Source organism: Micromonospora pisi (genome assembly GCF_003633685.1).
In the GTDB taxonomy this organism is placed as follows: Bacteria; Actinomycetota; Actinomycetes; order Mycobacteriales; family Micromonosporaceae; genus Micromonospora_G; species Micromonospora_G pisi.
Map to the genome: position 1 here is coordinate 6,807,610 of NZ_RBKT01000001.1, position 12,787 is coordinate 6,820,396.

Annotated in this window: 14 protein-coding genes; 5 read left to right on the forward strand and 9 right to left on the reverse strand. The window is 65.9% G+C overall.

Annotated elements, in window-relative coordinates; all coding sequences use genetic code 11:
• Window positions 1–20 precede the first annotated feature (20 nt).
• Genes BDK92_RS40495 through BDK92_RS29450 form a run of 3 tightly spaced genes read left to right on the forward strand, consistent with a single transcriptional unit; the run spans window position 21 to window position 2,325 of the window.
• A complete protein-coding gene (locus BDK92_RS40495) occupies window positions 21–434 on the forward strand; it encodes a hypothetical protein (RefSeq protein ID WP_246017315.1) in 414 nt (137 codons plus the stop codon).
• Window positions 431–1,051 carry a tetratricopeptide repeat protein gene (locus BDK92_RS29445; RefSeq protein ID WP_121159639.1) on the forward strand — a complete coding sequence of 207 codons (621 nt, stop codon included), beginning with the start codon at window positions 431–433 and terminating at the stop codon, window positions 1,049–1,051. Before BDK92_RS40495 ends, BDK92_RS29445 begins: the two co-directional genes overlap by 4 nt.
• Window positions 1,052–1,059: 8 nt before the next feature.
• The gene (locus BDK92_RS29450; protein ID WP_121159640.1) at window positions 1,060–2,325 is read left to right on the forward strand and encodes a glycosyltransferase; all 1,266 of its coding nucleotides are present in this window, start codon (window positions 1,060–1,062) and stop codon (window positions 2,323–2,325) included.
• An 86-nt stretch (window positions 2,326–2,411) separates the two neighbouring features.
• Here the strand turns inward: BDK92_RS29450 and BDK92_RS29455 are convergent, their stop codons facing one another.
• Both BDK92_RS29455 and BDK92_RS29460 read right to left on the reverse strand, forming a co-directional pair.
• Window positions 2,412–2,993, reverse strand: coding sequence for an SUKH-4 family immunity protein (locus BDK92_RS29455; RefSeq protein ID WP_170208731.1), 582 nt, complete (start codon window positions 2,991–2,993; stop codon window positions 2,412–2,414).
• Between the two features lie 28 nt (window positions 2,994–3,021).
• Window positions 3,022–3,459 (reverse strand): GNAT family N-acetyltransferase, encoded by a 438-nt coding sequence (locus BDK92_RS29460; protein ID WP_121159643.1) that lies wholly within the window; start codon window positions 3,457–3,459, stop codon window positions 3,022–3,024.
• A 233-nt stretch (window positions 3,460–3,692) separates the two neighbouring features.
• Here BDK92_RS29460 and BDK92_RS29465 point away from each other — a divergent pair, with 233 nt between their 5' ends.
• The gene (locus BDK92_RS29465; RefSeq protein WP_121159645.1) at window positions 3,693–5,909 is read left to right on the forward strand and encodes a choice-of-anchor J domain-containing protein; all 2,217 of its coding nucleotides are present in this window, start codon (window positions 3,693–3,695) and stop codon (window positions 5,907–5,909) included.
• Between the two features lie 82 nt (window positions 5,910–5,991).
• On the opposite strand, the gene BDK92_RS38585 is transcribed toward BDK92_RS29465, so the two are convergent.
• From BDK92_RS38585 to BDK92_RS29500, 7 genes are all read right to left on the reverse strand, one after another.
• Entirely contained in the window at window positions 5,992–6,276 is a 285-nt protein-coding gene (locus tag BDK92_RS38585; RefSeq protein ID WP_147457152.1) for a hypothetical protein, read from the reverse strand.
• A gap of 190 nt (window positions 6,277–6,466) precedes the next feature.
• Entirely contained in the window at window positions 6,467–7,966 is a 1,500-nt protein-coding gene (locus BDK92_RS29475; RefSeq protein ID WP_121159648.1) for an FAD-binding oxidoreductase, read from the reverse strand.
• Between the two features lie 363 nt (window positions 7,967–8,329).
• Entirely contained in the window at window positions 8,330–8,938 is a 609-nt protein-coding gene (locus tag BDK92_RS29480) for a DUF305 domain-containing protein (protein ID WP_342775859.1), read from the reverse strand.
• Window positions 8,939–9,052: 114 nt separating this feature from the next.
• On the reverse strand, window positions 9,053–9,508 hold the full coding sequence (locus BDK92_RS41290; protein WP_425462274.1) for a DUF6153 family protein: 456 nt from the start codon (window positions 9,506–9,508) through the stop codon (window positions 9,053–9,055).
• 434 nt (window positions 9,509–9,942) lie between these two features.
• Complete coding sequence (locus tag BDK92_RS29490) at window positions 9,943–10,299, reverse strand: hypothetical protein (RefSeq protein ID WP_147457153.1); 357 nt, start codon at window positions 10,297–10,299, stop codon at window positions 9,943–9,945.
• 129 nt (window positions 10,300–10,428) lie between these two features.
• The gene (locus BDK92_RS29495) at window positions 10,429–11,472 is read right to left on the reverse strand and encodes an aminoglycoside phosphotransferase family protein (protein ID WP_246017316.1); all 1,044 of its coding nucleotides are present in this window, start codon (window positions 11,470–11,472) and stop codon (window positions 10,429–10,431) included.
• A 61-nt stretch (window positions 11,473–11,533) separates the two neighbouring features.
• The gene (locus BDK92_RS29500; RefSeq protein WP_170208732.1) at window positions 11,534–12,154 is read right to left on the reverse strand and encodes a TetR/AcrR family transcriptional regulator; all 621 of its coding nucleotides are present in this window, start codon (window positions 12,152–12,154) and stop codon (window positions 11,534–11,536) included.
• A 128-nt stretch (window positions 12,155–12,282) separates the two neighbouring features.
• On the opposite strand from BDK92_RS29500, the gene BDK92_RS29505 reads away from it, so the two are divergent.
• Complete coding sequence (locus BDK92_RS29505; RefSeq protein ID WP_121159655.1) at window positions 12,283–12,738, forward strand: anthrone oxygenase family protein; 456 nt, start codon at window positions 12,283–12,285, stop codon at window positions 12,736–12,738.
• The last annotated feature ends 49 nt before the right edge of the window (window positions 12,739–12,787 follow it).

A 12,787-nucleotide genomic window follows, 5' to 3' on the forward strand; every position in this document is an offset into this window, starting at 1 on the left:
GCGTACCAGGACCGCAGGGCGTGCAGGGCGCCCAGGGCGCGCAGGGCGTCCAGGGCACGCAGGGCGTCCAGGGCGCGCAGGGAGTGGCGGGCAACGGAATCCAGTCCGCCTACATTCAGGGCCCGCTGACCGTGATTGCGGATACCCCCGTTAATTTCGGGTGCGTTCCCGGAGACATTGCTGTCGGAACCGGATATCAGCTCTCGGGTGCGGGCGTCAACCCGGTGCTGATCCAGCCGCTCTCGATCAGTGGCTACCAGTTCACCTTTACCGGTGGAGGTGCCGACATCTGGGTGTCCTGCATTTCGCCCGCCACACCGGTGGCGTTAAGGGCTCCGGCCAACACGTCGGGCCGGGCAACGGCCAACAGTAATAAGGCCAGCCGGCCGAACAGCAAGTCGGACCGCCCCGTTACCGTCAAGGAGGAGAAATGAGCATGCGTCAGATATTCGGGTCGCTCGCCTGTGGTGCGGTCCTGCTGACCGGAGTCGCGGCATGCAGCGAGGATCCTGCTCAGAAGCCGCAGACGAGCAGCTCCGGCAATAGCGACAAGGCGAGTGGCGGCACCGGAACCGCGCCGGCGGACCTGCTGAATCTCGGTGTCGAGCAGGGCCAAGCCGGTAACTTGGACGAGGCGAAGACCACCTTCGAGAAGGTGCTGGCAGCCGAGGCCAACAACAAGTTCGCCTGGTTCAACCTGGGCTTCATCGCCCAGTCGCGCAACCAGGCCGACGAGGCGGTCAGCAACTACGACAAGGCGTTGGAGGTCGACGCCAACTACAAGCCGGCCCTTTACAACAAGGCCATTGCATTAGAAAGTAAGGCCCCGACGACGTCGATGGACATCTACCGCAAGGTCGTGTCGATCGACGACAAGTCGTCAACCGCCTACCTCCGACTAGGCATACTGCTGTCCCAATCCGGTGACGACGCGGAAGCGCGGGCCGCCTTCGACGCGGCGATCCGACTGGACAACGGGCTCGCCTCAGCCGTTCCGGCGAAGTACCGCGCGACCCCGACTGCTCGGTCCTCGGCACGGGCGGGTAGGTGATTGAGTCAATGCATACACCGCGCGTAACGGTCTTCACGGGGAGTAACCGCACCCGTTTCATCGACGAATGTTTCCGATCACTGGTCGCGCAGACTTTCGCCGACTGGGAATGGGTGGTCATTCTCAACCAGGGGTCTCGATGGCGGCCTGAGCGGCACGACGATCGGATCCGGCTTATTGTCCAGGACAACCTGAACGGCGTTGGCGCCGTGAAGGGGTACGCCTGCGCCGAGGCTGCCGGGGAAATCCTGGTCGAGCTTGACGACGACGATCTGCTCAGCAGCGACTGTCTCCAAGAAATCGTCGACGCCTTCGACTCCAACCCGGAGGTGGGGTTCGTCTACAGCGACACCGCGCAGATCCAGGAGGACGGCAGTCGCTGCGAAGACCGTTTCGCGAGTTCATTCGGCTGGCAGCACTACGACGAGAAGGTGGACGGCCGCGAGGTGCTGGTCTGTCGGGCGTTGCCGCCGACGCCGCACAATGTGAGCTACATCTGGTACGCACCGAACCATGTGCGGGCCTTCCGCCGGGACATCTACGAGAAGGTCGGCGGATACGACGAGTCGCTCGACGTTGCGGACGACGCCGATCTCATGGCTCGGATTTACCAGGTGAGCGAATTTCATCACATTCAGAAATGCCTGTACCTGCAGCGCATGCATGCCAAGAACACGCAGCGCATTCCGGATGTCAACGCCCGTATCCAGCAGCGTACGGTGGAGATCTACGACCGGAACATCCAACAGAATGCGCTGGCCTGGTCACGGCGACAGGGACTCCTGGCGCTCGACCTGGGAGCGGCCCACGGCAAACCGGAAGGATATCTCGGTCTGGACTGCCACGACGGGTCGGGCGTCGACATGGTCTGCGATGTGACGAAGGGGGTCGATCTGCCAGACAACAGCGTCGGGGTCATCCGGGCTGCGGATTTCCTGGAACACATTCCGGACAAAATCGCACTGTTCAACGAGTTGTACCGACTGCTCGCGCCGAACGGGATGCTGCTGTCGCTGACACCCAGCACCGACGGTCGGGGTGCCTACCAGGATCCGACACATGTGGCGTTCTACAACGAAAACTCGTTCTGGTATTTTACGGACGCCAACTATTCTCGGTTCGTGCCAGAAATCAAATGCCGATTCCAGGCGTCGCGGTTGGTCACGTACTTCCCGAGCGAATGGCACCAGACGCACAACATCCCGTACGTCTCCGCTAATCTCATTGCGATCAAGGACGACGCCCTACGCAACGGCGGCCTGTTGAACATATGACTATCGGGCGGGCGCAGCCAGCGTCCCGGTTCTACGAGACACCCGGCCGTGCTTGATCGATCTCGTAGCGGCGGACTTCCCTAGTGCTAGTAGCTCAGTAGTCTGCGTACGTTCCCGAGAACGGAGAACCAGCAGGACTCCGGATACTCCATCGCGGCCGGGTCGGCCCGGCGCATCAGCGACAGCAGCCTCGCCTCCGCTCCCTCGGGATCGACCACGTCGGCGTCCGCCTCGAGGTCGTACTGCGGTCGCTCGACCTCCAGCGCGTGCAGGAAGAACGCCAGCCGGTCGACACCGCTGTTGAGCAGGTGCGGAGCACCGTCCTCCGGAATGCAGTACACGACGCCGGTGGTCGTGTCCACGATGGCGTCGTCGAGGCCGATCCCACCGAGCGTCAGCCAGGCCGACATGTCGAAGGGACAGCTCGGATGCCGTCGCGCGACGCGCTCCCACGCCTCGCCGCCGACTTGCAGATCGCCGTCGACGAAAAGCTGGGCGGCCTCGAACCAGCCCACCCGGTCCGGTAGGCCGACGTCACGCAGGAAGGCCCGGGTCGGTTCGTGCGTGACAGCGGCAAGAGTCGCGTCGTCCAGCGTGACCATATCCTCGGCGCGGTAGACCGACTCCATCCGCGCCCGATCGATCAGCCAGCCTGAATCCATGTTCATGGGGTCGTCAGCGTACGCCGCCGCCATGTCACGAAGGTCGAGCGACGTACGCCGTCTTGACGTCGGCGGAGAACCCGCAAGCTCGGTAGAAGGCGTGGGTCGCGGGCTCACGCGAGGCCGTCATCAACATCGCCTTGTAACAGCCGGCGTCCCATGCGGCCTGGAGTGTGCCCGCCATGATCTGTCTGCCCAGACCGGTGCCTCGCCGCGATTCCTCGACGACGACGTTCTCGATGACGGCGTAGGGCGAAGCCGATCGGGTGATGTTGGGGATCACGTTGAGGTACGTCGTGGCGACGACAACCCCGTCCAGTTCGAGTACGAAGAGACGCAGCGCCGGAGTGCCCAGGATCTGCTCGAAAGCCGCCGCGTCGGATCCGTCCTCCAGGACCGGATCGCCGGGGTGCAGTTGCCGGTAGAGGTGGATGATCTGCTCGAAGTCGCCGGGTCGCGCCGCACGGAACACGCCCTGGAGCGTAACCAACCCATCGGTACGTTCTCAGCCCCGTTTCTTTGCCCGGGTTGCGAGATCAAAGTCTCCGCGTGAGGCGACTCGTACGGCCTGGGTGATTTGGGTCGCTTTCTCTTCTCCGGTCGGGGTGTCCACGGGCTACGGTGACGCCGGTTCAAATGATCAACGTGAGCGGCCCTCTCCACGGGCGCTCACGGGCACCGGGTGAAGAACCCGAAGGAGGTTCCATGGCACGCAGCCGCCTTGTTGGGGCGCTCGCCGCCGTTCTGGTCCTACCGGCCCTTTCCGTCGTCGCTTCGACGTCACCGGCATCGGCGCAAGCCGTCACGCCGAAGGCCGCCCCGCCGAGTGACATGCGTGAGCTCACTCGGAAGGACTTCAAGCTGGACGGTCGGCCGATCGACACGTCCCCGCGTTACCAGCCCCGTACGGCTGACGCCAGGTCCCGGACGGCGGCGGTCGAGACCCCGCCGGTCGGCACGGTCCGTCAGTGGCTCGCCATGGACGACATCGAGGGCTCGGTCTACCGCAAGGACTACACGCTCCGGGCCGTCGGTGAGCACATCGAGGTCTGGGTCGCCAACGACCTGGCGTTCCCGGCCGGCGACTGTCGCCTTCAGCTGCCCTCCTCGACGCAGGTCACCGACGCGCAGGTGAAGAACCTCGTCGACGAGTTCGACAACAACATGTACCCGAAGGAGACCGCGGCGTTCAGCACGCCGCCGGACCGGGACGGCACCCACGCCCAGGTCGGGCCGGACGAGAACGGCAACGGCGGGGTCTACACCGGCGGCGGCGACAAGACCGTCACGCTGGTGGACAACGTACGCGACGACAACTTCTACGACTTCCCGGCCGCTCCGACCTACATCGCCGGGTTCTTCTCCGCGAATTTCAACGAGTTGCTCGACCGCAACGTGATGACCATCGACGCGTTCGACTGGTTGCACCGGATGGGGGCCAACCCGCCGGACGAGCCGACCGACGACCTGTGCACCAGCCGTAGCGCGCGGCCGCACAGCTACGAGGGTACGTTCGCGCACGAGTGGCAGCACCTGCTCCAGTACTACACCGACCCGTTCGAGGTGAACTGGATCAACGAAGGGCTCTCCGACTTTGCCCAGACGCTGACCGGTTACGTCACCTCGACGGCTACGATCTTCGATCGGGGTGCGGACAGCCACCTCTACTGCTACCAGGGCTTCGGCACGGTGGAAACGCCGTTCAACCCGAACCCGCGCGACTGCGGTGGCCCGGAGAACTCGCTCACCCTCTGGGACGAGAGCCCCAACCCGAACGCGGTGCTCGCCGACTACGGCAACGCGTACTCGTTCATGTTGTTCCTGTACGACCGGTACGGCGCCGACTTCATGTCCAAGCTGCACCGGGACGGCGCTCACCAGGGTCTCGCGAGCCTGGAGGCCGCGCTCAAGGACGAAGGGGTCCGCGACGTCTACCAGGTCATCCACGACTACCAGTCGATGACCCTGCTCGACAAGATTGTTGGCGATGCGCGGCTGGGGCTCATTCTCGGCGTCGCCAAGAGCCGTGTCACCACGCCGAGCCTGCGCTCGACGGTGAACCTGGCCAACCCGGCCGCCAACAGCACCCCGGGGGTCGCCCCCAACGGAGCCGACTACGTGCAGCTCGCCACGGCCAAGGGCAAGACCCTGCGCGGTAGCGACCTGCGGTCGGTGAAGTTCCAGGGGGCTCGGACCCTGCCCGCGCTTCCGCTGGCCTGGACGACCACCGCCCAGGATCCGGACCGCCCGGGTAACGCCGTGCTCTGGTCCGGCAACGCCAACAGCACGGACGCGGCCGCGGTCACCTCGGTCACCGTGCCGAGCACCGACCCGACGCTGCGGTTCCTGGCCAAGTACGGTGCCGAGTTCGGCTTCGACTACGGCTACGTGACCGTGTCGACCGACGGCGGTGCCACGTACACCGTCATCCCCGGCGACCAGACGGTCGCGGGACCGCTCGGCCCGGGTCTCAACGGCACGACGAACGGCTTCGAGCCCCGCTCGTACGACCTGTCCGCGTACGCCGGCAAGACCGTGCTGCTCGGCTTCCGTTACGTCAGTGACGGTGGCGTCAACGAGGGCGGCCTGTCGATCGACGACATCACCGTCGGCGGCAAGGCGATCAGCGACGGCAGCAGCCTCGCCCCATTCCAGTCGCCCAGCCAGATCCACCCGACGACGGTCCACAACTGGAACCTGAAGCTCATCGGCATCGACGACAAGCACTCGCTCGCCTGGCAGTTCGAGTCCAACGGACGGCCCGAGGTGACGATCGGAAAGCTTGAGCTGGCACTGCTCAACGCGTTCCCGAAGGTCGTCGCCGTGGTGTCGTACGACGAGCCGACCGAGCAGCTCAAGCAGTACGCGCCGTACACGCTGACCGTGAACGGAGCGGTACAGCCCGGAGGGACGGCTCACTGAGCCGACGTCCCATCGGTCGCAGGGGCGCCCACCGTCGAGTTCGGCGGTGAGCGCCCCTGCGGCGTTTCCAGCACGATCGGTCTCAGGTGGGACTGAGCCAACGGGTCATCCGGTCGGCGAAAACCACCTCATAGGGAAGACCTCGCAGGTCATCCTCGGTCACATCCAGGCCGCGAGCCCGCGCCAGCTCGGCCAGCCATGACCAATCGTGTTCCTGCTCCATCGCGCACTCTTCGTCGTTGGGAAGCACGGCGCTCAAAACTTGCTGGGTGATGCTTTCCCGAGTCTCGACGAGCGGTACAACACCACCCGGGACACCGGTTGATCTGGCAGTGACACTGAACCCACGTTCCGCGTGCAGGAGCACGCGCCGACCGTCCTCCAGTATCGCGAACTCACTGACTAGGAAGCTCCGGGTGCTCGCGTCCTCGGGGTAGGCCCCTTGGAGATCGCAGCTGGCACCCAGGCCGACGACACGGCCGGGCTCGACCCGGGGAAGACCCCTGGGCGCACGGTAGGCGCCCGGCGCTGGGCGCCAACCGGCTTCCACGCTCAGCTCAGCAGGTCGCGGGTGGAATGCTCTGCTCGTACTGGAAGACGTTGAGGGGGTCGTACTTCCCCTTGATCTGGCGTAGCCGCTTGAAGTTGCGGCCCCAGTAGGCGGTTTCCCATTCCGCCGTCCCGATGTTCGGCACGTTGACGTAGGCGCCGTCCACGTACGGTCGCAGTGCCTGGCTGAACTCGGCGATCCAGGTCTGGGCGACCGGGGTGAGGGCGTCGCCGCTTTCCGGCTCGCCACGGGTGCCCCAGCCAACGCCGGGTTCGGAATAGAAGAGCGCGTCGCGATGCGGGAACGCCGAGCCGCCGGGGGGCTCGTGCCTTTGCGCTCCGGTGCCGAATGCCTGGGTGAAGAAGTTGCTCTCCTCCGTCGGGGCGATTTCTATGAACGAGCGGATCAGCTCGATCGCCTCGTACGGGAACGGTTCGTTGGAGAACTGCGAGAAGAACTTCCAGTTCGCGGGCTCGTCCTCGGTCGGAATCTGGAATCCGTTATAGATTTCGCCCCAGCCCCCGGTCTGCACCGTGACCTCGGGATTGCCGAACGAAAGAATCGGTGCCAGTAGCGCCTTCGCTTCTGCCTCCGACCCCTCCGCGAGAACCCCGAAGAGCAGGATCTGCGATTTGTGGATCTCGAGTTGGGTGCCGAGGCGGTTGTCGGCTAATGGTGCGCTGCGCTGCCACGTGTCGAAGATCCCGTGCAGGTCGCCGAGACCCTCCCAGGTCGCCTGAAGATAGGCGACGCTCCGCAGTGGCGTCACCTTGTAGGTGAGCGAGGTGACGATCCCGAAGTTCCCGTTTCCCGCACCGCGTAGCGCCCAGAGCAGGTCCGAGTGGTTCTTCAGGTCCACCTCGAGCACCTTCGCGCCGTCGACACCCCAGGGGATGACAATCTCCGCCCCGATCAGGCTGTCGCAGGCCATGCCGAGGTAGCGGGTGAGGAAGCCCAATCCGCCACCGAGGGTCGCGCCGGACAGACCCACGCTTCCCTCCGTACCGGTCGTTACCGCCAGGTCGTACTCGCCGAGCGCGGTCACCGCTTCCAACTGATTGAGACCGGCGCCGACTCTCGCGGTGTTGTTGTCCGTGTCGATGTGGGTCGACTTCAGCTCGCTGACGTCGATCACAATGCCGTTGTCCACGTTCGACCAGCCCTCGAGGCTGTGGCGGCCACTGCGCACCCGCAGCGCGACGTCGTTCTGCCGCGCCCACGTGAGTGCGTTCACCACATCCTGGGTTTCCTGCGCGAAGACGATGACCAGCGGATAGCGATCGAAGAGTTCGTCCCAGCCGAGGCGCGCATCCGCATAACCGGGGTCCTGGGGACGAACTATGCGGCCGGTTAGCGTCGCCGGCGGGCACTTCTCGCCGTAGGCCAAATCCGAGCCGTCTGCCGCAAAGGCTGCGGTGCCGCTGGTGATAATGCCCGGGAAAACGACCGCCCCTGTGCCAACGGCCGCTGTCGCCTGGAGCAGTTTGCGACGAGAAAGGTCGTGCATGGTCCGTATCCTCTCGATCGGGTTACGTCAGTATTCGACCGAGAGGACTCTTGTCCGTCACCCGGCGCGCAAGCCCACGGTAATACCGGAGACTTCCTCGGAGATCCGAGAACTTGTCTCGGAACCCGGTCGGGTGACGCTCGCCTGCCTTTTGTAGGGCAGACCAGACGTTGGCATCGGCAGCCTGCTAATGAGGTTGAAAGAATCACCCGTTTAGGGTCGGCCTTTCGGTAGAGCCGCACCACACGCTGGCGCAGTACGTTCCCGAACTGCCAGGGGAGCTTCAGGTGTGGCTGGCCGACCGACCGGTGATGGCCCGGGCGGGCGCCCGCGAAGGCGACCTGCCCGGGCACTCAACATCTCTTACGACAGGCGGTCGAGGATGCCCTGCAGTTGCTTCACCTCAACGGCCTGTGACTTTTCGATTTGGCCCGCCATTTCCTTGGCCTGTGGGCTGGCGCCGCTGGCCTGTTCGGTCTTGGCCATGGTGATCGCGCCGTTATGGTGGGCGATCATCATCTCCGCGAACTTGCGGTCGAAGTCGGTGCCCGTGGCGCTTGTCAGCATGGTTATGTCCTGCTCGGACATCATGCCGGGCATACCGCTGCCGTGTGCGTCATGCCCGCCCGACGCGCCGGGTGCGGCCGTCGGTCGACCCCACGCGGTCAGCCATCCGGTCATGGTGCTGATCTCCGGGGCCTGCGCGGTCTTGATCTGGGCGGCGAGTGACTTCAGTTCCGGATCCTTGGCCCGGGTGGTGGCCTGGTCGGCCATCTCCACCGCCTGCTGGTGATGCGGGATCATCATTTGCGCGAACATGACGTCCGAGTCGTTGAAGTCACTTGTGGCGGATGACGAGGCGGCGGTGGTTGGGGCCTTGCTCGCCCCGTGGTCCATAGTGGGCATACCGCCGTCGTCGCCGCAGCCGGCAGCCAGGATCAACGCGGCGAGGGCAGCCACCCCGCCGAACATGGAGCGACGCAGGATAATAGTGCGATTCATCGTTTGTGTGCCTTCCGTACGGTGACTGGATCTAGGAGCTATCGCCCATATCCGGACGTGGTGAAGCGCGTCCGGAGGTGGCTCCTATGTCCGCGACACCGAAAGGTCAGCGATTCGCAAGCCGACGCGCAGTCGTGGAGGCGCTCGGCTGGGCGACGTGATGTAAACCACGTCGCTACCTATGAGACTTGGTGACCAGATGGCACGTAGCGCCGCCGCGACGAGGACCGCCATGCCCAGCGCTGTGAGGATGGCCAGGCAGACCGAGAGCGGATCCCCATGCGGTACGCCTGATCCGCCACCGTCCCCTGCGCGGACCCACCCGACCCTGACAGTCGCCGTATCCATGGGCGCCACGGTGAACCCATCGAGGGCAGTCATGCGATCGCCGACGGCATGCGATGTGGGTGCCATCGACATATTCCGGCCCGCGCTCGCGTGCCGTTCGCCGGAGACGTGACCGAGGGTGTGCATGCTGGCGACACCGAAGGCGACCGCGACGAGTAACAGCAGCCGCAGAAGCGGCCTGGCGCCTGCCATGATCACCCCCCTCTGCGGTGTACCCACAGTAACTAAGCCCCGGACCTCAACACCGAAGGCACCAGGGCACACGTGGAACGCGGCCCGGGCAACCGCACCGTCCGACTGCAAAGACGAGGCACTGGCGGAAGGCCGGCGAAGGTCACCGAAGGGCTGATGACTCCGCCGTACGGTAGCCGCCGTGCCACCAGTCCAGGATCAGCGCGGGGTACTTGTCCGGGCGCGCCTCCCAGGTGAAGTGCCCCAGCGTCGATCATTTCAAGCTTGCTGGTTGTCAGGCTGACCATAACAACGGTCCCGGCACGCCGGCCGGCGTTCGGTCGGTGCCGAAGCGGAGGCCGAACCTGCGGGGCGTGCGGGTGCGATGCGACGGAAGCGTCACTTCTGCCCGCACCGACGGGTGCCACCGTGCGGTGCCCGTACGCCCGATCTGCTCAGTCGCAGTCGTCATTGTCGTCGTCCCCGACGACGTACGGCACAACCACCGGCCCGCCGTCGCGGTGCCCGGTCCGAGAGCCCACCGACCCGTTCCCGGGCATCTTCTGCACCGGTTGCCCGGCAGGCTCTCCGACCTGCCCGGCGGGCTGTGCCGGAAGTACGACGGGGGCCTTCGGTGCGGTCCGGTTGCTGTTCGTCCCGCCGCCGGTCGACTTCGATCCGCTGGACCCGCCGGTCGACCGACCACCGCTGGATCCGCCGGGCGCCGCGCACGCCTCGTCTCCGTTGCAGGCGACCAGGGCGGCTGACGCGGTCACCGCTACGGCGATCATCGCTAGGGCGCGGTACCTCATGCACTCATCCCCACTCGGTTCAAGGTCCACCCGACGTACGCGGTGACGGTAACGTGGCCGCGCCACCGCGCGTCGTAACAGATCTCGACAGTCCGAAAGGGACGGACCAAAAGGCCGTGCCGCCGTCGGTCAGGGCAGGGCGAGCCGGAACCAGGCCATCAGGAGTTCGAGCACGCGGCGTCGGCCAGCGAACATGCTCAGATCGTCCCGGCTGTCGTAGTGCTGGCTCCGGTCGGTGTCACGTCGGGCCAGCGCACCGATCATCCCGGGAGCGAGCCAGAAGTACTTCGCGGCGGCGCAGAGCGCGACCGCCCGACGTACCACCTCTGCGTCCACCGCCGGGGCGAGTCCGCGCTGGTAGCCGGCGAGGACCGCGCTCACGACCTCGTCGAGCAGGTCGACGCCGACCAACCCGTCGAAGAAGGTGTCGAGGATCAGGTTGGCCGCGTCCTCGCCGATCGGGCCCGGCCCGACGAAACTCCAGTCGAAGAGCACCGGCCCGTCGGCGGCGACGATCAGGTTCATCGGCCACACGTCGTGGTGACTCAGGGTCCGGGGCAGCTCGTCGGTGGCGGCGAGGACGTCGTGCCGCCGCTCCCAGAGCAGGCGCAGCCCGTCGCGCAGCTCGGCCGGCCAGCTCCGTACCGCGACGGGGTGGTCCCAGCGCTGCGGCTCGGGCACCGGACGGGAAAGGGTGTACGCCCGCAGCCAGTCCCGCGCCAGCCAGCCCTGCCCGGGACTGCGCCCCAGCCACGCGGCGTGCGCGACGCCGAGCCGGTGGCCGAGGTCGCCCAGTTGTTCCGGCGAGCACTCCATGCCGGGGCGACCCGCGACGTCCTCCAACCAGAGTGCCACCGAGCCGTCGCCCCGCTCGACCGTGTCGAGCAGCACCGGCGCCCGGACCCCGGCCGGGGCGTACGCGGTCGCGGCCAGACCGCTGCGGTAGGCGAGCGGTTCACGGCGCCAGTAGTTCCAGTGGCCCGGGTCGTCGCTGGTCGCCCAGTGTGGCGGGTGGTTGCCCGGCGGCCGGGGCGGCGCGGCGATCTTGAGGATCGCCGTACCGGTGTCACGTCGGACCCGCCAGATGCCCCCGGTCGCGGCGTTGAACGGGTTGTGGCCCAGTGGCTCCACCGACCAGCCGGGCCGGATCAGGTCCTCGATCGGTTCCGACACCCGACCATCCTAGGTTCGTCCCGGGTGCACCGGTCCGTCGTCGACCTGACCCATCAGCGGATCAAACGTCGGCCGCACCTTGTGGAGGGGCGACGCCATCGTAGGCACCGGTGACGGTCCTGAGGAGCTCGACATTGCTCGGGTAGGTCGCCGAGAGGAGTTCGCGTATTGCGGGTTCACGGTCATAGTCGTCGGCCAGACGTAAGCCGAGGACGACGTTGGCCATCATGCCGGCGGCGAGGATCTGACTGGCTTGTTCAGGTGCGAGATGACCGTGGTCGACGAGCACCCGGTAGACGCGGAGGAAGCCGTCTCTGGCGAGTGGCCCGATCTCCGGATCGGTGCCGGCGGTGAAGGCGTGCGCGAGGCAGAGTTGCAGTCCCTGCTCCTTGAACAGTTGAAGGTAGGCGACACCGATACGCGGTGCGAGTTCGCCAGGTGCGTCGTCGTCGATCGTCTGCTCGAACACCTCGACCACCCTGTCGAGCGCGTGCTCGATCGCGGCTCGGACGAGGGCATCTTTGCTGCCGAACAGGGACACCACGTAGGGCTGGCTCACGGCGGCCTCGCGGGCGATGTCTGCCGTGGTGGTTGCGACGAAGCCCTTGCTGCCGAAGATCCGGATCGCCGCAGCGAGCACGGAAGCGCGTCGCTGGGACGAGGAGATTCGTTTCTGGCCCATGGTTGACATGTTATCAATCAATCAATAACGTCGTCGAGGAACGTGCGGTGTCGCGTCGCGGGACGCCTGCGGTGCAGTTCGCCGATGGGCGTGGCGCTGTGCCGACCGGCACGATGAGAGGACCGGGGATGGACGTACTGATGTTCGCCACCGTCGCAGTGCTGGGGTTCACGGCGTGCGCCGAGTTTGGTTCCTATGCTTTTGTGCATCCGGTGGTCAAGCGTCTGGCGCCGCGTGACCACATCCTGGTCGAACAGGGTCTGCTGCGTACCTTCGGCATCGTGATGCCGGTGCTGATGACGGCTTCGCTTGTGCTGGCTATCAGCTACGCGGCCCGCCCTGACGGGGCGGGGTTGCCCGAGGTGTTGCGTTGGGTTGCGGCCGCGACCTGGGCCACGGGCATCGTCACGACCGTGGTCGTGAACGTGCCGATCAACCTGTCCACACTCCGCTGGAACAAGGATTTCCCTCCGGAACGCTGGCAAGAGCGCCGTAACCGCTGGGAGTGGTTTCAGGGATACCGTTCGTGGGCCTATCTCACGGCCTTCCTGCTCGTCGCTCTCTCGGTCGCCACGGTCGGCTGAGAAAGTGGTGGGTTACCCCGTTGACTACGTGAAGTGAGTCGACGGGATC

Excerpts from the sequence above, each read along its gene's own strand:
- BDK92_RS29475 (WP_121159648.1), bottom strand. The coding sequence starts at position 7,966 with ATGCACGACCTTTCTCGTCGCAAACTGCTCCAGGCGACAGCGGCCGTT.
- BDK92_RS29445 (WP_121159639.1), top strand. The coding sequence starts at position 431 with ATGAGCATGCGTCAGATATTCGGGTCGCTCGCCTGTGGTGCGGTCCTG.
- BDK92_RS41290 (WP_425462274.1), bottom strand. The coding sequence starts at position 9,508 with ATGGCAGGCGCCAGGCCGCTTCTGCGGCTGCTGTTACTCGTCGCGGTC.
- BDK92_RS29465 (WP_121159645.1), top strand. The coding sequence starts at position 3,693 with ATGGCACGCAGCCGCCTTGTTGGGGCGCTCGCCGCCGTTCTGGTCCTA.
- BDK92_RS29455 (WP_170208731.1), bottom strand. The coding sequence starts at position 2,993 with ATGAACATGGATTCAGGCTGGCTGATCGATCGGGCGCGGATGGAGTCG.
- BDK92_RS29490 (WP_147457153.1), bottom strand. The coding sequence starts at position 10,299 with ATGAGGTACCGCGCCCTAGCGATGATCGCCGTAGCGGTGACCGCGTCA.
- BDK92_RS29450 (WP_121159640.1), top strand. The coding sequence starts at position 1,060 with ATGCATACACCGCGCGTAACGGTCTTCACGGGGAGTAACCGCACCCGT.
- BDK92_RS29480 (WP_342775859.1), bottom strand. The coding sequence starts at position 8,938 with ATGTTCGGCGGGGTGGCTGCCCTCGCCGCGTTGATCCTGGCTGCCGGC.
- BDK92_RS29505 (WP_121159655.1), top strand. The coding sequence starts at position 12,283 with ATGGACGTACTGATGTTCGCCACCGTCGCAGTGCTGGGGTTCACGGCG.
- BDK92_RS29500 (WP_170208732.1), bottom strand. The coding sequence starts at position 12,154 with ATGGGCCAGAAACGAATCTCCTCGTCCCAGCGACGCGCTTCCGTGCTC.